This is a genomic window from Flavobacterium piscis, assembly GCF_001686925.1.
GTDB classification, from domain to species: domain Bacteria; phylum Bacteroidota; class Bacteroidia; order Flavobacteriales; family Flavobacteriaceae; genus Flavobacterium; species Flavobacterium piscis.
In genome coordinates, this window is sequence record NZ_LVEN01000046.1 from 22,769 (window position 1) to 43,076 (window position 20,308).

The 20,308-nt window shown below is 33.3% G+C and carries 18 protein-coding genes; 9 read left to right on the top strand and 9 right to left on the bottom strand.

Annotated features, from left to right (window positions below):
- The first annotated feature begins 21 nt into the window (after positions 1-21).
- On the top strand, positions 22-657 hold the full coding sequence (locus FLP_RS21220; protein ID WP_065451511.1) for a LysE family transporter: 636 nt from the start codon (positions 22-24) through the stop codon (positions 655-657).
- Positions 658-829: 172 nt separating this feature from the next.
- A complete protein-coding gene (locus FLP_RS21225; RefSeq protein WP_065451512.1) occupies positions 830-1,156 on the top strand; it encodes an MGMT family protein in 327 nt (108 codons plus the stop codon).
- A gap of 313 nt (positions 1,157-1,469) precedes the next feature.
- Here the strand turns inward: FLP_RS21225 and FLP_RS21230 are convergent, their stop codons facing one another.
- Together FLP_RS21230 and FLP_RS21235 are read right to left on the bottom strand one after the other, a co-directional pair.
- Positions 1,470-2,795, bottom strand: coding sequence for a sensor histidine kinase (locus tag FLP_RS21230; protein WP_065451513.1), 1,326 nt, complete (start codon positions 2,793-2,795; stop codon positions 1,470-1,472).
- A 171-nt stretch (positions 2,796-2,966) separates the two neighbouring features.
- Positions 2,967-4,313: a sigma-54-dependent transcriptional regulator gene (locus FLP_RS21235; protein WP_065451514.1), complete on the bottom strand. Its 1,347-nt coding sequence runs from the start codon at positions 4,311-4,313 to the stop codon at positions 2,967-2,969.
- A 158-nt stretch (positions 4,314-4,471) separates the two neighbouring features.
- Here FLP_RS21235 and FLP_RS21240 point away from each other — a divergent pair, with 158 nt between their 5' ends.
- The 3 genes from FLP_RS21240 to FLP_RS21250 all read left to right on the top strand — a co-directional run bounded on the left by FLP_RS21240 (position 4,472) and on the right by FLP_RS21250 (position 9,121).
- A complete protein-coding gene (locus tag FLP_RS21240) occupies positions 4,472-5,716 on the top strand; it encodes an efflux RND transporter periplasmic adaptor subunit (protein WP_065451515.1) in 1,245 nt (414 codons plus the stop codon).
- A gap of 120 nt (positions 5,717-5,836) precedes the next feature.
- Entirely contained in the window at positions 5,837-6,544 is a 708-nt protein-coding gene (locus FLP_RS21245) for an ABC transporter ATP-binding protein (protein WP_065451516.1), read from the top strand.
- A 150-nt stretch (positions 6,545-6,694) separates the two neighbouring features.
- On the top strand, positions 6,695-9,121 hold the full coding sequence (locus FLP_RS21250) for an ABC transporter permease (protein ID WP_065451997.1): 2,427 nt from the start codon (positions 6,695-6,697) through the stop codon (positions 9,119-9,121).
- Positions 9,122-9,182: 61 nt separating this feature from the next.
- Here FLP_RS21250 and FLP_RS21255 read toward each other — a convergent pair whose 3' ends face one another.
- Positions 9,183-10,802, bottom strand: a complete 1,620-nt coding sequence (locus FLP_RS21255) for a L,D-transpeptidase family protein (RefSeq protein ID WP_065451517.1) — start codon at positions 10,800-10,802, stop codon at positions 9,183-9,185.
- 420 nt (positions 10,803-11,222) lie between these two features.
- On the opposite strand from FLP_RS21255, the gene FLP_RS21260 reads away from it, so the two are divergent.
- The 4 genes from FLP_RS21260 to FLP_RS21275 all read left to right on the top strand — a co-directional run bounded on the left by FLP_RS21260 (position 11,223) and on the right by FLP_RS21275 (position 13,775).
- Positions 11,223-12,353: an Mrp/NBP35 family ATP-binding protein gene (locus tag FLP_RS21260; protein ID WP_065451518.1), complete on the top strand. Its 1,131-nt coding sequence runs from the start codon at positions 11,223-11,225 to the stop codon at positions 12,351-12,353.
- Between the two features lie 106 nt (positions 12,354-12,459).
- Positions 12,460-12,699, top strand: a complete 240-nt coding sequence (locus FLP_RS21265) for a NifU family protein (RefSeq protein ID WP_055097397.1) — start codon at positions 12,460-12,462, stop codon at positions 12,697-12,699.
- Between the two features lie 215 nt (positions 12,700-12,914).
- Positions 12,915-13,397, top strand: a complete 483-nt coding sequence (locus tag FLP_RS21270) for a hypothetical protein (RefSeq protein ID WP_065451519.1) — start codon at positions 12,915-12,917, stop codon at positions 13,395-13,397.
- Positions 13,398-13,457: 60 nt separating this feature from the next.
- Entirely contained in the window at positions 13,458-13,775 is a 318-nt protein-coding gene (locus tag FLP_RS21275) for a 2Fe-2S iron-sulfur cluster-binding family protein (protein ID WP_026982672.1), read from the top strand.
- A gap of 310 nt (positions 13,776-14,085) precedes the next feature.
- Here FLP_RS21275 and FLP_RS21280 read toward each other — a convergent pair whose 3' ends face one another.
- The 6 genes from FLP_RS21280 to FLP_RS21305 all read right to left on the bottom strand — a co-directional run bounded on the left by FLP_RS21280 (position 14,086) and on the right by FLP_RS21305 (position 19,984).
- Positions 14,086-14,580: an SMI1/KNR4 family protein gene (locus tag FLP_RS21280; protein WP_065451520.1), complete on the bottom strand. Its 495-nt coding sequence runs from the start codon at positions 14,578-14,580 to the stop codon at positions 14,086-14,088.
- A gap of 148 nt (positions 14,581-14,728) precedes the next feature.
- Positions 14,729-15,130: an immunity 22 family protein gene (locus tag FLP_RS21285; RefSeq protein ID WP_065451521.1), complete on the bottom strand. Its 402-nt coding sequence runs from the start codon at positions 15,128-15,130 to the stop codon at positions 14,729-14,731.
- Between the two features lie 71 nt (positions 15,131-15,201).
- Positions 15,202-15,756 carry an SMI1/KNR4 family protein gene (locus FLP_RS21290; protein WP_065451522.1) on the bottom strand — a complete coding sequence of 185 codons (555 nt, stop codon included), beginning with the start codon at positions 15,754-15,756 and terminating at the stop codon, positions 15,202-15,204.
- Between the two features lie 143 nt (positions 15,757-15,899).
- Positions 15,900-16,889, bottom strand: a complete 990-nt coding sequence (locus FLP_RS21295) for an aspartate-semialdehyde dehydrogenase (RefSeq protein WP_065451523.1) — start codon at positions 16,887-16,889, stop codon at positions 15,900-15,902.
- A 172-nt stretch (positions 16,890-17,061) separates the two neighbouring features.
- A complete protein-coding gene (mscL, locus tag FLP_RS21300) occupies positions 17,062-17,445 on the bottom strand; it encodes a large conductance mechanosensitive channel protein MscL (protein WP_065451524.1) in 384 nt (127 codons plus the stop codon).
- A 67-nt stretch (positions 17,446-17,512) separates the two neighbouring features.
- Positions 17,513-19,984: a bifunctional UDP-N-acetylmuramoyl-tripeptide:D-alanyl-D-alanine ligase/alanine racemase gene (locus FLP_RS21305; protein WP_065451525.1), complete on the bottom strand. Its 2,472-nt coding sequence runs from the start codon at positions 19,982-19,984 to the stop codon at positions 17,513-17,515.
- Positions 19,985-20,308 lie beyond the last annotated feature (324 nt).

A 20,308-nucleotide genomic window follows, 5' to 3' on the forward strand; every position in this document is an offset into this window, starting at 1 on the left:
TCCAACCCATTAAATAACTGAATGGCATTACTTACCCCATTACTTTCAGGTTTTATTGCCGCTTTCATTGGAATTATTCCGCCAGGACTAATCAATATGACGGCAGCCAAAGTGAACATGAAAGAGGGGAAAAAGAACGCCTTATGGTTTGTTGCCGGAGCGGTTTTAGTAATCTTTTTTCAGGTTTCTTTAGCCGTTTTATTCGCTCAGGTAATCGACAATCGCCCTGATGTGGTAACGTTGTTGCGTGAGGTTGGATTTGCTATTTTTTCTATTCTTACGATTTACTTTTTGTTTATCGCAAAAGAACCCAAAGCCAAGAAATCGAAGATTAAAAAGAGCAGCAAAAAAAGCCGTTTCTTTTTAGGAATGCTTTTGTCTGGTTTGAACTTCTTCCCTATTCCGTATTATGTTGTCGTGAGTGTTACGCTGGCTTCTTACCATCTTTTTGCCTTCGAAAACAACATTATTTTTACTTTTGTGTTCGGATCTGTTTTAGGTTCGTTTGCGGCTCTGTACAGCTATATTGGTTTCTTTGGCAGGATCGAAAAGAAAACCGATTACCTGATGCGCAACATGAATACTATTATAGGAAGCATTACGGGTTTAATTGCCGTTGCAACGCTTTTTAATATCCTGAATTACTATTTTGGGTGAAAGTATTTTTAAAGATTAAAATTTAGGTTTATAAAATTGAACCATTAAGTAATTAAGAAAAATTAAGCACTACTTTGCAAAACTTCACTTTCTTAATTATTTTTCAATAAAAAAAAGTTAAGTTTTGACTTCATGAACCTTAATATCTTAATGGTAAAAATAACTTAAACGTATGGCTGAAGATAATTTTTTTGAAAGAGTTTATGCAATCGCCAGACAAATTCCGTACGGGAAAGTAACTTCTTATGGTGCAATTGCGAAAGCTTTAGGAACCGCTCGTTCTGCGCGAATGGTAGGCTGGGCAATGAATGCATGCCATAATATGGAAGATGTTCCCGCACACAGAGTGTTAAACCGAAAAGGTCTTTTAACCGGAAAACATCATTTTGACGGAACTAATTTAATGCAGCAATTACTGGAAAGCGAAGGTATTGTTGTAGAAAACAATCAAATTATAGATTTAGAAAAGCACTTTTGGACGCCTGAAGTTGAATTCTAACCGCAATCTTGTAATCCCGATTTCTGTGATAAAAATCAAATCTTTTTTTCAGGAGCTAATCCCGTTTTCATAAAAATATTTTCGTCGAGTTTGTCATCCCGAGGAACGAGGGATCTCCGCAAGAAACTCCGTAAGCATGGTTTTTTTTCAATCGTTGTCGAGCTGCTAATGGAGATCCCTCGTTCCTCGGGATGACAAAAAATGAGCAAAGAAAAACTTAAAAAACAAGAACCTTTGCGACGCTGCGGGATTAAATGATAATGTAAAGCAACAATTTAATATGAACTTATATCACTTATACGGTTCAAAAAAATCAAATCAAGCAAATCACAAAGCTCGTTTTATCTTCGTCGGTTTGGTAGCTCAAGTAACCGCCGTGTGCTTCGATGATGTTTTTAGAAAGTGTAAGACCAATTCCGGCGCCATCTTTTCTGGTGGTGAAAAACGGGAGAAAGACTTTTTCTCTAATCTCGGCATCGATGCCTTTTCCGTTGTCTGAAATAGCAATAAAAAAGCGATTATTTTCGGTATAACTGGACAAGAACATTTTCTTTTCTGTCTTTTCTTTTAAGGCATAAACACTATTTGTTATTAGATTAATAATCACTTGTTCGATCTGATTTTTATCAATCAAAATAGATCTTGGACTACTGATTTCGTTTACCATTTCTATATTTTCCGCTTTCAAAATTGGACTCATGATGCGCATACAATCCTCTAAAAGTAAATTTATTGGCGTCATTTGTTTTGTTGGAGTTGGGAGCATGGCCAGCTTTCGGTAATTTTCTACAAATACCTGCAAATGGTCACTTCGATTGATAATGGTCGAAATACTGCTTTTGATATCGTCGAAATCATCTTCTTCGAGTTTTTCCTGATCGACAATCTGAAGTAAATTCTGCGAAAGCGCACGAATTGGGGTTAAGGAATTCATCAATTCATGCGAAATAATTTTCATTAAATTAATCCAGGCTTCTTTTTCTTTTTTCTCAATAACGCGCTGAATACTGTCTAACAAAATAATGAAATATTCTTTTTCATAAGTCTTTGTAGAGGATGTCTGCAATACAAATGTCTGTACATCCTGTTCTTCTATTTTTATCGAAATTGCCGATTTCAACTCTGTAAATGCTGTTTTTTCAATCTCATTACAAAGTGATGGCAAATAATTTTTAAGATATTTCCAATGACTCACTTTGGGTACTTTAAACAAACCTGAAAAGCAATCATTCATTAAAAAAATACTCCAGTCTTCGTTTTCTTTTTCGAGAATCAAAGTGGCCGTGTCTATATTATTCAATATCGACTGGTAAACCATTTCTTTCGAAGTCTGTTCTTGTTGTTGGTATTTTAAAGTATTGTATAAAAGATATAAGTTGCTAAATTTCTGTTCTTTTTTCTCTTGCGGAAAATTGGTCGAAAAATCTTTCTGCAAAATGGAGAGCAATATTTTATCATAAAATAAAGAGTGATTTTTGATATAAAAATACATCTCGCACAACAGTAAGAATATAAAAAAACCTACCAAAATTGCATTGTAGTAAAGCGTTTTATAAATCAGAAAAACACAAAAGAAAAAGGGCATCATAATAAAGAGAACCCTTATAAACAAAGCATTATAGAATTTCCAGTTTTTCATTATTGTTTTTTTTATTGCCACAGATTAAAAGATTAGAAATGATTTTTTTACTCTCGCAGATTTTGCAGATATAACAGATTAATTACAATAAATTTTATCTGCAAAATCTGCGAGAGATCAATTTTAAGAATCACTTTAATCCTTTAATCTGTGGCAAAACTATTTTTCGTTTTAAGAGTTCTTTAAATCGTATTTCTCGATTCTTCTATACAAGGCTGCTCTTGATAAACCTAATTCTTCGGCTGTTTTACTGATGTTTCCGTTGTATTTGAAGAGTGTTTTTTCGATCGCACTTTTTTCCATTTCAGATAAAGGATTCTCGTCATTTTCCTGAATTTCTTCGAAATCTAAAATATCCAGATTGGTTACAGAAATGGTATTATTATCTGCCAAAATCAAAGCGCGCTCTATTTTATTTTCCAATTCACGAATGTTTCCTTTCCAGGGATATTTTTCCAGATATGGCGCTACATTATCATCAAAATGCCAGTTTTCCTGATTGTATTTTTCGGCAATCTTATCCAGGATAAAATGTGCCATCGGAACGATATCATCTTTTCGTTCGCGTAAAGAAGGCAAATGAATTTCCATTGTATTGATGCGATACAGCAAATCTTCGCGAAATGTTTTATTTTTTACCTCAGCTTTTATATCACTATTTGTAGCTGCAATTACCCGAACATTCAAAGGTCTTGCCTTACTTTCTCCTAAACGGGTAACGGTTTTGGTTTGCAAAACGTGCAATAGTTTCGATTGTAAATGCAACGGAATATTCCCAATTTCATCCAGAAAAATCGTGCCGCCAGAAGCTATTTCAAATCTGCCTGCAGTATCTGTTTTGGCATCTGTAAAAGCGCCTTTTGCATAACCAAAAAGTTCACTTTCGAATAAATTATCGCTCAAAGATCCTAAATCAACATGCACAAATGGCTGTGCTTTACGCTCTGAATTGAGATGAATAAATTCTGCAAAAACATATTTACCGGTTCCGTTTTCGCCCAAAATCAAAACATTAGCATCTGTTCTGGCCACTCTTTCGGCAATAGAATAAGCTTGTTTAATTTTAAGAGAATTACCAACAAAATAGTTTTTTGCCGGTTTTTCTTCTACCACTTTTTTGCTGTTTTTTCTACTTTCGGCGACAGCCTTATCTATTGTTTCGAGTAATTTTTCGTTATTCCACGGTTTTAAAACATAATCAAAAGCACCAATTTTTATTCCTTCAACAGCGGTATCAATTTTACCAAAAGCCGTCATTAAAATCACGACAGTTTGTGGCGAAAGTGTTTTTATTTCTTTGAGCCAATGAATACCTTCGCGCCCGTCTTCAAAACCAATTCGGTAATTCATATCTAATAAAACTACATTTATTTCATTTTCGCTTAAAATAGAAATGATTTTTTTGGGACTATTTTCTGTAAAAATGGTTTCAAAATGCTTTTTGAGAATCATTTTTGCCGAAAAAAGAATTTCTTCCTGGTCGTCAACGATTAATATTTGAGCTTGTTTCTTTCGCATGATGTCTTTTTTTGTTCGATAATGAACGGTCAACTGTTCATTATCGAACAGTTGGTTTTTTGAATGATTTCTAAAGCCTCTTTAAAATCAATACTTTACAAATAATAAATTTTATGGCACAGTATTTACCTATTGGTAATCAGTAAATTATTAAAGAAATGGACAAAATAATTCCTCGTAAAAATAGAAAATTTAGATATCTCACAATAGCAATTGGAGTTTTTTTAGTTCTGGCAACAATCGTGTTTTTTTCGTTTAACACTAAAAGAAGTTTAAATGTAAAAGCAGAAGAACTAAGTATCCAGAAAGTTGAAAAAGCCTTTTTTGAAGATTTTGTTGTTTTTCAGGCCAAAGTAGAACCTTTGAATGTGATGCTTGTGAATGTTACCGAAGGAGGATCTGTAAAAGAGATTTTTGTCGAAAACGGTGCCATGGTTACAAAAGGCCAATCGCTGGCGCGTTTGTACAACCCTAATACCGAATTGAATTACCTGACTCAGGAAACGGCAATTATTGAGCAAATCAACAACTTGAATACCGGAAAACTAAACATAAGAAATCAGGAATTAAACTTAAACAAAGATTTGGTTTTAATCGAACACGATTATAATGATGCCAAAAGATTGTATGATATGAATGCCCGATTGTATGAAAAAGAGGTGATTTCGAAAAATGACTGGAATACGTTTAAGGAAAGTTTACGTTTTCAGGAAGAACGCAAAAGAACGATTCAGCAAAGTATTCAAAAAGAAAAACAAACCAATAAAATTCAGATTTCTCAAATCAATCATTCGATTCAGACTATGGAAAAAAGTCTGGATATTTTGAGAAACAATAAAAAGAATTTCCTGATTACAGCTCCTGAATCCGGCCGATTAACTTCGTTTCAGCCTGTTTTAGGAAAAACATTTCAGGCCGGAGAAAGCATTGGAAAAATAGATTCTAAACAAGGTTATAAACTTACTGCCGATATAGATGAATTTTATCTTGAAAAAATACGCGAAGGATTGAAAGGACAGGTAGAATTTAAAGGAAAAACCCTCGAAGTTTTAGTAACCAAAGTAATCCCGGAAGTGAAAGGCGGACATTTTATAGTAGAACTGGCTTTTACCTCTAAAGAAGATATTACATTACAAGACGGACTTAGTTTTGGTGTGAAATTAATTTTATCCGAGAAAAACACAACTCTTGTACTTCAAAAAGGAAGTTTTAATCAGGATACAGGTGGAAAATGGATTTTTGTCGTAAAAGGCAATAAAGCAGTAAGAAGAAATATAAAATTAGGCAGAGAAAATCCTTCGTATTATGAAATTCTGGAAGGTTTAAAAGAAGGCGAATCTGTGGTTACTTCATCTTATTCTGATTATAAAGACATCGAAGAGTTGTCGATTAGTACTCAGTAACGGTTTTCAGTCGCAGTTTTCATTCGCAGTCGCAGTTTACAATTAATAATTCACAATTAATAATTAAAAAAGTTTCAATCATCAATCAAAAAATAATCAATAACAACTAAAATCAAAACTATGATAACAATTCAAAATTTAACCAAAGTTTTTAGAACAGAAGAAGTAGAAACTTCCGCTTTAAGCGGTATTTCTTTAGAAATAAAAAAAGGCGATTTTCTAACTATCATGGGACCTTCTGGTTGCGGAAAATCGACTTTACTTAATATCATTGGTCTTTTAGACAGTGCTTCCGGCGGAAGTTATAAATTGTTAGATCAGGAAATGGTGGGCTTAAAAGAGAAAGGACGAGCTGTTGTTCGTAAAGAAAATATTGGTTTTATTTTCCAGAATTTCAACTTAATCGATGAACTTTCGGTTTATGACAATATCGAATTGCCTTTGCTTTATAACAACGTAAAAGCATCCGAAAGAAAACAAAAAATAGAGGCAATTGCTGAGAAGCTTAATATTTCGCATCGATTAAAACATTATCCGCAACAACTTTCCGGAGGACAACAACAAAGGGTTGCGGTTGCAAGAGCTTTGGTAAACGATCCTAAAATCATTTTGGCCGATGAGCCAACCGGTAATCTGGATAGTAAAAATGGGAATGAAGTAATGGAACTTTTAACGGATCTGCATGCTAAAGGCGCTACTATTTTGATGGTTACACACTCTGATTATGATGCTTCATTTTCGCAAAGAACGATTCACATGAAAGATGGTGTTATATTTTCTGAAAAATTAAATCAGAGAAATGTTGATGTTTTTATGGACGCTAAATAATTTTAAAATGATAAAATTTATTGTAACGGCAATCTTAATCCTGGTGGGATTTGTTTGCAAGATATTGGCAACAATATAAAAATCCGGCAGGTTCAAGAAACCTGCTGGACTACATTAAAAAGCAACTGTAATAACTATAAAAAAACTATCATGATTTTTAACTGGTTTAAAATATTTATATATCATTTGAAGCAAAACAAACTGTTTTCGTTTTTGAATGTCATGGGATTAAGCATTGGGATCGCCGGAGTAATTTTTGCTATTTTATATTGGAATAATGAGCACGCATACGATCGATGGAATCCGGAAAAAGAAAACGTATATCAGGTTCTCAATGTAATTGGCGCAACGGGCGATACCTGGGCAACAAGTTCTATACCTTTTGGAAACACCTGCAAAGCTACAATTCCTGAAATTGAGCAAATTTGCTTTTTATATAATTGGTACTATGAATCTGTAATAAAATATAAAAACAAGAAATTAATAGATAAAAAAATAACCGTATCTGATAATAACTTTTTTGATTTTTTCCCTTTTCCAATAATCAAGGGTTCTAAAAAAGACATCTTAAAAGAGAAAAACAGTGTTGCCATTTCAGAAGAGCAGGCAACGTTACTTTTTAACAATGAAGATCCTATTGGCAAGTCTATTACTTATGAAAATGAATCTTATACTGTAAAAGCCGTTTATCGTATTATAAAACCCTCTTCTATTGAACCTAACTATGTTTTTGGAGGAGCTGTTCGTGATTACGATCTTAATCAATGGGGGAATTTTAATTATGGATTGATGGTTAAAATCAAAAAAGGTGTAGATCCTGCCCTGGTTTTAAAAAAGATGCATAATGTAAATTACGTCAACAGAACTTTAAAAGATGCTAAAGAAAGCGGTCAGACGGTTGAACAATATATCAAAGAAAATGGCGAAATCAAAATCATTCTGGACCAGCTGAAAAACCTGCGCCTTTATGGCACCAAATCTTCCGGAACATCTACTCCGGAAGGAAAAGGAAACTTACAGCTTCTTTATATTATGGCCGGGTTATCTGTTTTAATTTTAGTTTTATCATTAGTAAACTACATTAATCTTGCCACTGCTTCAGCAATAAAACGTGCAAAAGAAGTTGGTGTTCGTAAAATTGTCGGGGCATCAAAAAAACAAATTATTGCCCAGTTTATATTTGAAACTGCTATAATTGTTATTCTTGCCATTCTGTTTGCTTTAGCAATAGTCGAGCTCTCATTGCCATACTACAATACCTTTTTAAAGAAAACTTTGACTATGAATGGTGGTGAATTTTATCTGCAGCTCGTTTTGATTTTTGGATTAGTAATCATTCTTGCAGGTATATTTCCTGCCGTTTATATCTCAAATTTTGAAACTTTAAAGGTCTTAAAAGGAAATTTCTCCAGAAGCAAAAGCGGTATCTGGATTCGAAATTCGATGCTTATTTTTCAGTTTGGTATAGCGGCATTTTTTATCATCGGGGCGCTAATTGTAAACTCACAGGTTGATTATATGACCAACAAGGAGCTTGGTTTTAGCGGTGATCAGGTCATTAGAATTCCGTTTAACTATAATGATAGCAAACAAAAAGCTGCTAAATATATGTTACTGAAACAGGAAATTAAAAAGTATTCAGGTGTTCAGGATGTTTCTACTTTTGCCGGTTCATTTGGCAATAGCACGAGCTCGAGTTCAGGATTAACTCATAATAGTATTTTTGTTCAGCCCCGAAATGTCGAAATGGATTTTGGTTTTCTGGAGATGATGAAAATTAAAATTGTTGAGGGACGTGATCTTTCTCCACAATTTGCCTCGGATACTATTGATAATTGGCTGATAAATGAAACTCTTGTTAAAAAGCTAAAACTTAAAAATCCAATAAATACCATAATATCTTCGGGCTGGGGAAATGACAAAGGAAACATGAAATTTAAAGTTGTGGGCGTGGTAAAAGATTTTCATATTACTGGCTTAAAAGATAAAGTACCTCCTATGGTTTTCATTAATCTTAAAACTTTAAAATGGAATAACTTTAGTAATGTTTTTGTAAAAGTCTCTCCCAACAATTTACCCGAAACACTGGAGAAATTAAAAAAGTACTGGGGAAAAAATGTAAATCCTGACTATCCTTTTTTCTATGAGTTTGTAAACAAAGGATTTGCAAAAACGTATCAGGAACAAGTAAAACAAAAGGATTTGTTTTTTATTCTAAATCTTGTAGTAATTATTATTGCCGTTTTTGGATTATTTGCTCTGGCTTCTTTCTCGATGGAAAGAAGACTTAAAGAAATTGCGATTAGAAAAACACTGGGTGCAGAAACTGATGCTTTACTAAAAGAACTTTCAAGACAATATATTGGTTTTTGTTTGATGGGATTTGTAATTGGTATTGTACCGGCTTACATTTTACTTCAAAAATGGCTCGAAGATTTTGCCTTTAGAATCAATATTTCATTTGTTCCGTTTAGTATTGCTTTGATTTCTTTACTGGTATTAACTTTGATTATTGTTTTAACCAAAGCCTACCAGGTAACCAAAATAGATATCCTGAAATATTTAAAATACGAATAAGCTTGTAGACCATTTTTTTTTAAGAAACCCGCCAAATTATTAAAGTTTGGCGGGTTTCTTCTTATTTTGAAACTAGAGTGTCTGAATATAATAGTTTATCTAATTGCGGATCTCTGTCATATACATCGGGATAAAAACCAATTTCCCCTTCCTCACTTACCCAGGCTGTAAAATAACCTATGTAAATAGGGATTTTGTTTTTGAGCATACAAGTGGTTTCTTTTTCGCCGCTCATTGCCTGATCTATTTTATCAACGGGCCAATCCGGATTGTTTTTTAAAATAGCAAGTGCCAGACCTTTCGCTTCTTTTACATTAATACAGCCATGGCTAAAAATACGTTTCTCGAATTCAAACAAACTTTTGGCCGGCGTATCGTGCAAGTAAATATCATTAGGATTTGGAAACATAAATTTTACCAATCCCAAAGAATTTTTAGGTCCCGGTTTTTGTCTCACATTTCCTCCGTTCCACTCCATATTATGATCGGCGAGATAATTTTTGTCTTCTGCTATTTTTGATTTTAATTCGTTTTTAATGATACTCTGCGGAACATACCAATAGGGGCTAAACACAATCCTGTCTATATTACCACTAAAAATTACAGTTTCGGTCATTCTGGTTCCAACAAAAACATCCGACACCAATTCGTACTTGCCATTTTTAACATACACCAGTTTAAACGACGGAATATTGACCATAACATATTCGCTTGCCTGTGCCAATTGTGCCGGTATCCATCGGCAACGTTCCATGTTGAGCATTATTGTTTTTATACGATTACCAACAGGTTCATTCATTTGGTTAATGTGGTCTATGGTAAGGGTATAATTAAGTTTAAGTCCGTATCTTTTTTTATATTTTAAAATACCAGCCATCATCTCTTCGTCATACACATCTCTTTTAGAATCTTGCGGCAAATCTCCCACGACAAACAAACGTTCCCTGATTTGCTTTACAGCAACTCCACTATCAAAAGGCTTTAAATCTTTATAATTGGCAACGTCAATATCAATCTTTTTCCATTGATTGTTTTTCTCGATAGCTTTGTATTTTTTCAACATTGCCTTAAGTTTATAATATTGTCCGAATAAAAGATTTTCATCCTTATTTAAACGGCCAGGATCAACCATAAGAGAGTCTAATATTTTTGAATACGAAATACTTTTGGCAGGTAAAAACCATCCAATTTTTTTTAAAGTTGCGGGATCAACACCAGAATAAACATTACTGGCATAAAACACATACATATTAGACAACAAAAGCTCTGTGTCTATCTGAGGTAAATCTTCTGTCACGTTTTCATTAAAAACATCATCTACCAAATCCATATACGGCATAGTTGCCTTGATACCCTGATCGTTTAGCAGGCGAACTTTATGATATAATAATGCTCCAAATTCGCTAACACTTTTATCGTCGTACCAAAGCAATTTGTATTCTTTCTTTTTATAAAGATCCTGAACATCACTTTGGTATTTTTTGAGTTTGGGATATTTTTTATAAAACTGATTAATTGATTCAGCGTCAACAGTAGCTTTTGAAGTATATTTGGTAAATGCAGAAACATTTCCAAATTCGGACCTTGTGTCTTTTGTCAGGATCTCACTGGCCGTAGATTGAAAAAAAGACATCAAAAAACTAACTACAATAATTACAGATACAGAAGTAAAGTTTCGCATATTTTTAGATTTAAATTAGAAAAGAAATTCTATTCAAAAAATACCGAAACCCCATAATTTATCCAAAAACAAGCTTTCACATACTTTTCAAACAATGGCAATCCTAAATTTGGGTACTCAAATATAGCTAAGATTATTGACATTTTGGTCTTCAATTTTTTAAAATTCAACTTAAAAAATTTTGTTATTCCTTTAAAAAAACATTTTTAATACACGAGTTTAAGTGAAATTTTCATTTTAATTCTCTTGTAAGAAAGCAAATACAAACCATCAGAATCATTTTGACTAATCTCTATATCAATAAATACAATTTAAAAGGGTTTGAATCCGAACATAATCTGTTATCTTTGTAGTCTGAAATCAGTTTAAATAAATACAATGCACAAATTGATTTCTTTCAATAGAAAACAGTAGATTAAAATGAAATTAGATAGAAAAGAAATTCTTAAAGCTCTAGAGACAATCACTATAGCCGGAGAAGGAAAAAATATGGTTGAAAGTGGTGCTGTTGCCAATGTCATTACTTTTGGTGACGAGGTTGTGGTAGATTTACTTTTACACACACCAGCAATGCACATTAAAAAAAGAGCCGAAGATGATATCAAAAAAACAATTCTTGAATTGGTATCTCCTGAAGCAAAAATAAAAGTAAACATTAAGGTTGAAGCCAAAGAAAATCCTAACGAAATAAAAGGAAAGGCGATTCCTGGAATCAAAAATATTATTGCCGTTGCTTCTGGTAAAGGTGGTGTTGGAAAATCGACTGTTACTGCAAATCTTGCTGTAACGCTTGCTAAAATGGGTTTTAATGTTGGAATTCTAGATGCCGATATTTACGGACCATCGATGCCAATTATGTTTGATGTTGAAAACGAAAAACCAATTTCGATAAACGTTGACGGAAAATCAAAAATGAAACCTGTTGAGAGTTATGATATTAAAATACTTTCTATTGGTTTCTTTACTGCTCCAAGTCAGGCCGTTATCTGGAGAGGTCCAATGGCTGCAAAAGCATTGAACCAAATGATTTTTGATGCTGATTGGGGAGAATTAGACTTTATGTTGATTGACTTACCTCCGGGAACAGGAGATATTCATCTTTCGATCATGCAATCATTACCTATTACCGGTGCTGTTGTAGTAAGTACTCCGCAAGCTGTGGCTCTTGCCGATGCTAAAAAAGGAGTGGCTATGTTTATGCAGGACAATATCAATGTTCCTGTTTTGGGAATTATCGAAAATATGGCGTACTTTACACCAGAAGAATTACCTGACAATAAATACTATATTTTTGGACAAGAAGGTGCAAAAAACCTGGCTGCAGATCTAGATGTTCCGTTTTTAGGCGAAGTACCAATTGTACAATCTATTCGTGAAGCAGGAGATTACGGTCGCCCTGCAGCAATGCAAACAGCATCAACAATAGAAACTGTTTTTGAGGAAATCACCAGAAATGTTGTACAGGAAACAGTAAACAGAAATGATACTTTACCTGCAACAGAAGCCATTAAAATTACAACTATGGCAGGTTGTTCAGCAGTAAAAAAATAATTAGATAATTAAGATAAAAATTAGAAAGTGAGATCATGAGCATAAGACAATTATCTAATTGATACATATCTCATTATCTAATTCTCTAATTGACACATTAAATATTATGACAACAGAAGAATTAACAAACAACGTATTATTAGCTCTGGACGAAATCAGACCTTTTTTAAATTCTGACGGAGGAGACATTACGCTAATTTCTATAGACGACGACAAACATGTCAAAGTTCGTCTTGAAGGAGCATGTATTAGCTGTAGTGTAAACCAAATGACGCTAAAAGCAGGAGTTGAAACAACAATAAAAAAATACGCCCCACAAATAGAAACTGTGGTAAATATAATGTAACAAAACGTTATTTTTCCTGTCTTTTTAAATCTGAGCGATTAACAAGAATATTAGTTCTTAAAGCACTTTGATTTGTGATTTAAAAAAAACACACCATAAATAAAGCTATTTATTGCGGATTTAGCAAAAAACAACGTAAAGATTTAAGAGTTTTTGTTAAGGAATTGTTACATATTTAACTTAAATTTGTCACATAACCCCAAAATCTTAAATTTATGAAGAATTATTACGCTTTATTTTTGTTCCTATTTTTTGTTTCTGTGAATTATGCGCAGCAGACCACGCAAACACTAATTGTTGACAAAGCCTGGTTAAACGAATCAGAAGAATGGTCAGACTTTAAATACTCAGGTCAGATTATATTTTCGACTAACGCAAATGATGAAGAAGGAAGTCTACGAATTGGAAATTATGATTTCTTATACGATTTCTGCAATGGAAAAGCTAAATTTGCAAACAAAGCAACTTATAGTGCAGCACAATTTGCGCATCCGAGAAAAGTATCTGTTACAACAGACAAACAAGGAGTAATGAATTCGACTTACGAAGGGACTCTGATCTTTCAATCAGATAAAGATTATTATTCTATAATTGCCTTTGTTACTATACTAGAAAAAAACGGAAATATCCTTGGCGTAAAAATGCGCCCTAAAGAAGGAAGCAAAAAAGAATACGCATTTAGTTTAAAAAATAGTTAACGTAATTAGGGATTTTTTCACGTTATAAAATCCTAACCAGTAAAATTCCAAATAATTAAAATGGATGTATTAATAAAGATTAAAGATCGAGAAGGAGTTATACACGAGTTACAAGCTCCAACTGATATGGCAATGAATATAATGGAGTTATGCAAAGCATACGAACTACCTGTTGAAGGAACCTGCGGCGGAATGGCCATGTGTGCTTCTTGCCAGTGTTATGTTCTTAATGATGTTGCATTACCTGAAATGGGAGATGAAGAAGAAGCCATGCTGTCGGAAGCATTTTACGTTAAATCAAATAGCCGTTTAGGTTGTCAGATTCCAATTACTACCGAGTTAGAAGGATTAGAATTAGAATTAGCACCTGAATACTAAAAAATAAATTACAATTTTTAAAAATTCCAAATTTCAACTAGCAACTGCTCTTTGGGATTTGGAATTTTTATTTAGAATTTATGCAAGCTCACTGAATCAAAAGGCAGTCAATCCTAAAACCTCTGAAGCAAAAAAAATTACCGCAAAGATCGCTAAGTTTTTATACTCTTAGCTTTTTATAAAGGCAAAGTTCGCAAAGCTGTATCTTGATTTAGCTTTGCGAACTCTGTGTTTTATAAAACATTCTTAGATAAAATCTTTGTTTCTCTGCGGTAAAAAATAGTCGCCATTTATTGTTTCTCCACAACATTTAGCTTTGCTGCTCAAAAGGCTCAAATTCTCTTTCAGAAAAGGCTTCTGTGAGAATTCCTGAGGAACAGAGCCAGTTTATGGTTTCTTCAAGTGTATTTCCTGCTTTATAGATCATTTCACTTTCTCTAGGCAGAATAAAGTATTCGTTTTTAAAAAGAATAATTTCATCTCCGTCGTAAGTATCTCCAATTCGAACTGAACGAAGCACTTCTTCTTTTGATAAAACATCCTTACCATCATCCCAAAACCAATATTCGGTAATGCGGCTTTTCCATTCATCCATCGTTAGTATAATAGTTTCCGGAAGATAGATACGCACGTAAGTTCCGCCCAGAATTCCGCTTCCGTAATTCAAAACATACTCTTTATAATCTTCATCAAAAGCAATATTCAAAGTCTTTTCGCAAGCCAGAATATCTTCATTTTCAGCAAGAAATAAGTCGGTTTTATTGGTCTTGTAATTTGGAATTATTTTATAATTGTCGAAGTTCATTTTATTTGTATTTATAATAGCTAAGATACGTTTTTCATCAATCTTTGTCTTTTATTTTAACACATAGAAACATAGATTTTGAAAATGTATACCAGTCATTTCACTTTAAAAAACACATAGCACAATTATAAAACTATATCTCTGATACTCAAATATCGTATTCGATTTCTCCTATATATAACAAATCACATTTAGAATTCATTATCGAAACAGGTTTTTCAATTTGGTCTTTCGAAATAAATACAAGCGTATTAACATCTTCCAGATTTTGATTTTGGTCACTTAATCTCTTTTTTACTTCAGCAATCCATTGCTTAGCATACGAATATTTCAAAAATTTTTCTTCGAAAGAAATAGCTTCATTTTCAAATCCGCTTTCCATAAAATCATGATCTAAAAAATTCTCTCCCTGTGATTTTGCAAAATCAGAGATGAATTTCTCCTCTACCTCATCATCTTCATAATACGCATTATCTTCACCCACAAAATCAAAATACTCCTCTTCTGATTTGAATTTCCCCAACCAAAAATGACTTGTCTCTGTTTTCATAGTTTTTCTACTTTATGATTATATTGCTTCTTAATTGCCCCTTAAATTTAATCCCTACCAATTATTGCAAATTATTCAACGGTGAATACCTGCGGATAATTATCTGCATTTTCTATTTCAAAATACTCATCAAAATCCTGAGGATTGGTTTCTTCATAATACTTAACGATTTGCGAAATAAAAACTTCTAAACTGGAAGCTATTACATTTCTATCCTCGTCCGCATGCCAAAATTCGATTAATTGTCCAGGATTTTTGGTAAAAGTCCCTTCGCAGTCCAAACAAATATAATCTCCTCCTCCATTATGAAAAACAGGAATCCAATTTTCATTCCACCAATTTTCAATTTCAAAATCAGAACCAATCATTGATGTAAGTTCTGCTGCTGTATCTAATGCATCTTCTAAAGAGACAAACATAGAGTTGTTTACAAAAGACTCGTAACAGTTTTGATTTTGCCCGTTTTTCCATTTGTACAGCGTTTTTAAATCTTCAGGAAGCCGGATTTTGTATTGCTCTTCTAAGTTTTGAATTTCTAAATCGCTCAATGAAGGTTTAAGTTCCTGATAATATTCTGGCCGTAATCCCGCTAATTGCCTGTCTAACTTTTCGATTAATTCATTCATAATATTATTTCCTTTTTACTTAAACGTCAATTCTTCATTTTATTTTGTGCAACATCAAACGTCACTACAAGAAACAAAAAAACCGCAATTACATTACTGCAATTACGGCTTTTTCTTTATAACAATTTTCTTTAATCTCTGGTTTATACCAAACCTGCCTGAATTAAATACTCAGCGATTTGAATCGTGTTTGTTGCAGCACCTTTTCTTAAGTTATCGGCAACGATCCACATGTTTAATGTATTTGGCTGGCTTTCGTCACGACGAATTCTACCTACAAAAACATCATTTTTACCTTCAGCATACAATGGCATTGGGTAGGTAAATGTATCTAAATTATCCTGAACTACTACTCCATCTGTATGGTGCAAAATTTCGCGAACTTCGTTTACATCAAAATCATTTGTAAACTCTACGTTTACTGCTTCACTATGTCCGCCAACAACTGGTACACGAACTGCAGTAGCGGTAACTCTGATCGTGTTATCACCAAGGATTTTTTGAGTCTCACGAACTAATTTCATTTCTTCTTTAGTATATCCGTTTTCCTCAAAACTATCGCAATGTGGAATTGCATTTCTGTGAATTGGATATTTATAAGCCATTTCTCCCTGAACTCCTGCGTATTCATTTTCTAACTGTCTTACTGCTTTTACACCAGTTCCGGTGATCGATTGATAAGTAGAAACAATGATTCTTTTGATGTTGTATTTTCTGTGCAATGGAGCCAAAGTGAGTACCATTTGAATAGTAGAACAGTTTGGATTTGCAATAATTTTATCTGCACTTGTTAAAGTATCTGCATTGATTTCCGGAACGATTAATTTTTTTGTCGGATCCATTCTCCATGCCGATGAGTTATCGATAACCGTTGTTCCCGCTGCAGCAAATTTTGGTGCCCATTCTAACGAAGTATCTCCTCCGGCTGAGAAAAGAGCGATATCAGCTTTTAAATCAACTGCTGTTTGTAATCCTACAACTTTATATTTTTGACCTTTATATTCAATTTCTTTTCCAACTGATTTTTCAGAAGCCACAGGAATTAATTCTGTAACAGGAAAATTTCTTTCTGCTAAAACTTTAAGCATTATCTCGCCAACCATACCAGTGGCACCTACAACGGCTATTCTCATTTTTATATCTTTAGTATGAATTAATCTAATTTACTCTGCAAAAGTATACAATATAAAAGTCAAAACAAGGCGCTTCACAAAAAATAACAAAATGTTACAAATCAAACAAAATAAAAAAAACCGCCTCAATTAAGAAGCGGTTAAGTTAGACTTAGTGTAGCGGTATAGTATATTATTGTTTATTTTTTAATAAATCCCTAATCTGTATAAGCAATTCTTCCTGAGTTGGTCCTGCTGGTGCAGCCGGTGGCGGAACTTCTTTCTTTTTTGCATGGTTTATTCCTTTAATAATCAAGAATAAAACAAAAGCAACAATTAGAAAGTTAATTACTGCCGAAAGAAACAAACCATATTTTACACCGCCAAAAGCTGTTAGCTCTTCTATCGTAGATAAATGTGCTGCATCTAAAGCCGGTTTTAATATTAATGGCGTAATTACATTTTCAATTAATGAGCTCACAATTTTGCCAAAAGCAGCTCCAATTATAACACCGACAGCCAAATCGACTACGTTGCCTTTCATTGCAAATTCCTTAAATTCTGAAAACATCCCCATAATTGTTCTTTTAGTTTATAAATTAATTCATATCGAAAATACGGAATTTTCAGCAAAGTTTCAAAATCTATCTAAAAAATACTCTTTTTACGCGTTGCGAAATGCTGGTCATAATTTCATACGGAATGGTTTTTAGTGCTGCAGCCATCTCCATAACTGTTGGGCTTTCGCCGAATATAATAACCGAATCGCCTTCTTTACAATCAATATGGCTTACATCAACCATGAGCATATCCATACAAACGCTTCCTACAATAAATGCTTTCTGATTTTTTATCACTACATAACCCACCTGATTTCCCCATAAACGAGAAATACCATCAGCATAACCAATGGGTATTGTTGCAATTTTAGTTTCTTTCGAAGCCATAAAACGACGTCCGTAACCCACGCTGTCGCCGGCAGGAATGGTGCGAACCTGAGAAATAATCGATTTTAATGTACTTACATTTTCCAGATATTTTTGTTCTGCCGGATCGTTTGAAACTCCGTACAAACCAATTCCTAAACGTACCATATTGTATTGTGCATCCGGGAAATTGCTAATTCCGGACGTATTTAGAATATGACGAATAGGATTTATATTTAATTCTGAAATTAATTTCGATGACAGTTTTTCGAATAAATTAATCTGAGAGATCACAAAATCATAATGCTGTAATTCATCGCTTGTGGCCAAATGCGACAAAACACTTTTTATTTTTACTGTCGAATTTCCTTTTAAAGTCTGAATCAGTTCCTCGAGCGTATTTTCTTCAAAACCCAAACGATGCATTCCTGTATCTAATTTAATATGAATTGGGAAGTCTTTTAAATTCTTTTCTCTGGCAATTTTCAGAAAAGCTTTTAAACCTTTTATACTATAAATTTCAGGTTCAAGATGGTACTGAATAATCGAAGGAAAACTGGTCGATTCAGGATTCAACACCATAATAGGCAGTTTTATACCGCCGTTTTTAAGCGAGATTCCTTCATCGGCGAAAGCCACACCTAAATAATCAACTTTATGATGTTCGAGTAATTTGGCAATTTCCAAGCCTCCATTGCCATAACCAAACGCCTTCACCATCACCATTAACTTCACGTTATTGGCTAATTTTGATTTGTAATAATTAAGGTTATAACTAATCGAGTTCAGATTGATTTCAAGAACTGTTTCATGCGTTTTCTCTTCCAGCAGTGACACAATTTCTTCAAACTGAAATGATCTTGCTCCTTTTATTAAAATAGTTTCATTTTCGAAATTCAGGTTTTCGATCTGAGCAATAAATTCGGCGGTGTTTTGAAAAGTAACAACATTAGAAAATTTAGATTTAAAAGCCGAAATTGTAGTTCCAATTCCTATTACTCTGTTTATTTTATTATCGGCAATTAATTGCCCTACTTTCGAATATAATTCTTCATTAGAAAATCCGCTTTGAACAATGTCAGACAAAACAACTGTTTTTGAAGCATTTTTTTTCTTTTGGCTTTCTAAAAAATCCAAAGCAATTGTAAGCGATTCAAAATCTGAACTGTAACTATCATCTATTATACTGCAATTATTGATTCCGTTTTTAACTTCCAGACGCATATGCACAGGATACAAACGCTTAAATCTATTTTGAATGGTCTCGAAATCATAATTCAAATACAGTAAAACTGCCAGACATGAAATGGCATTTTCTATAGAAGCTGTATCACTAAAAGGAATTTCTAAATTAAAAACTTCCTCTTTATATTGGTATTTAATATGTGTTGAATCGCTTTTGTTTTCTTTATTTAAAATAAAAACATCAGCAGAAGCATCTGTAAAACTCCACGAAAAAAGTGTTCTGGGATGCATCATATATTCGGCAACGAACTGAGACAAACAAGAATCTACGATTTCATTTTTTTGATAAATTATTACTGGACAGTCTTTGAATAAAATCAATTTTTCGTCGATCTTTTGCACTAAATTTAAAAAGCCTTCATCATGTGCACTTCCTATATTAGTTAGCACACCAATTGTAGGTTTAATGATTTTCTCCAGGTTTACCATTTCGTTAACAGTAGAAATTCCGGCTTCGAAAATCCCTAAATTGTGTTTCTCATTGATTGCCATTATAGAAAGCGGAACTCCTACCTGAGAATTATAGCTTTTTGGGCTTCGGATAATATTAAAATCAGGACTCAACAAGAAATTAAGCCATTCTTTTACGATCGTTTTACCATTACTTCCGGTTAACCCGATAACAGGAAAATCGAAAAGATTACGATAATAAGCTGCAAATTCCTGTAACGCTTTTAAAGTGTTTTTAACGACTAGAAAATTAGCTTTTCCGACACAATTTTCAGGAATATATTGTACAACAAAATTTTGTACACCTTGTGCAATGAGTTCCTCGATATACAAATGAGCATCATTATTAACACCTGATAAGGCAATAAACAAAGTTTCAGATCCGTTTTGTAAGGAACGGCTATCGATTGAAATATGATTAATAAAAATATCAGTTTCTGAGCCAATCCATTCGGCATCAAGAACCGGGATAAGGCTTTTTAAGTTTATGCTCATTGAAAATTCTTTTTGTCAAATTTAAAAAAAGGTTTGCCATGAATTTCACAAATTTTCACTAATTATTGTGGTTGTTTTTTTTGCCACAGATTAAAATGATTTCGCAGATTAATAAAAAGATTTGCCACGAATTGCACAAATTCTCACTAATTCTTTGTGGTTATTTTTTTGCCACAGATTAAAAAGATTTTCGCAGATTAATAAAAGTTGCTAAGAATTACAATAAATAATTCGTGTTATTTCGTGAAATTCGTGGCAAAAAACCGGCATAGAAAAAGAAATCTTTTTTAGTTATTTTAATCTGTGGCAAAAAAAATAATTCGT

Excerpts from the sequence above, each read along its gene's own strand:
- FLP_RS21220 (WP_065451511.1), top strand. The coding sequence starts at position 22 with ATGGCATTACTTACCCCATTACTTTCAGGTTTTATTGCCGCTTTCATT.
- FLP_RS21225 (WP_065451512.1), top strand. The coding sequence starts at position 830 with ATGGCTGAAGATAATTTTTTTGAAAGAGTTTATGCAATCGCCAGACAA.
- FLP_RS21230 (WP_065451513.1), bottom strand. The coding sequence starts at position 2,795 with ATGAAAAACTGGAAATTCTATAATGCTTTGTTTATAAGGGTTCTCTTT.
- FLP_RS21235 (WP_065451514.1), bottom strand. The coding sequence starts at position 4,313 with ATGCGAAAGAAACAAGCTCAAATATTAATCGTTGACGACCAGGAAGAA.
- FLP_RS21240 (WP_065451515.1), top strand. The coding sequence starts at position 4,472 with ATGGACAAAATAATTCCTCGTAAAAATAGAAAATTTAGATATCTCACA.
- FLP_RS21245 (WP_065451516.1), top strand. The coding sequence starts at position 5,837 with ATGATAACAATTCAAAATTTAACCAAAGTTTTTAGAACAGAAGAAGTA.
- FLP_RS21250 (WP_065451997.1), top strand. The coding sequence starts at position 6,695 with ATGATTTTTAACTGGTTTAAAATATTTATATATCATTTGAAGCAAAAC.
- FLP_RS21255 (WP_065451517.1), bottom strand. The coding sequence starts at position 10,802 with ATGCGAAACTTTACTTCTGTATCTGTAATTATTGTAGTTAGTTTTTTG.
- FLP_RS21260 (WP_065451518.1), top strand. The coding sequence starts at position 11,223 with ATGAAATTAGATAGAAAAGAAATTCTTAAAGCTCTAGAGACAATCACT.
- FLP_RS21265 (WP_055097397.1), top strand. The coding sequence starts at position 12,460 with ATGACAACAGAAGAATTAACAAACAACGTATTATTAGCTCTGGACGAA.
- FLP_RS21270 (WP_065451519.1), top strand. The coding sequence starts at position 12,915 with ATGAAGAATTATTACGCTTTATTTTTGTTCCTATTTTTTGTTTCTGTG.
- FLP_RS21275 (WP_026982672.1), top strand. The coding sequence starts at position 13,458 with ATGGATGTATTAATAAAGATTAAAGATCGAGAAGGAGTTATACACGAG.
- FLP_RS21280 (WP_065451520.1), bottom strand. The coding sequence starts at position 14,580 with ATGAACTTCGACAATTATAAAATAATTCCAAATTACAAGACCAATAAA.
- FLP_RS21285 (WP_065451521.1), bottom strand. The coding sequence starts at position 15,130 with ATGAAAACAGAGACAAGTCATTTTTGGTTGGGGAAATTCAAATCAGAA.
- FLP_RS21290 (WP_065451522.1), bottom strand. The coding sequence starts at position 15,756 with ATGAATGAATTAATCGAAAAGTTAGACAGGCAATTAGCGGGATTACGG.
- FLP_RS21295 (WP_065451523.1), bottom strand. The coding sequence starts at position 16,889 with ATGAGAATAGCCGTTGTAGGTGCCACTGGTATGGTTGGCGAGATAATG.
- mscL (WP_065451524.1), bottom strand. The coding sequence starts at position 17,445 with ATGGGGATGTTTTCAGAATTTAAGGAATTTGCAATGAAAGGCAACGTA.
- FLP_RS21305 (WP_065451525.1), bottom strand. The coding sequence starts at position 19,984 with ATGAGCATAAACTTAAAAAGCCTTATCCCGGTTCTTGATGCCGAATGG.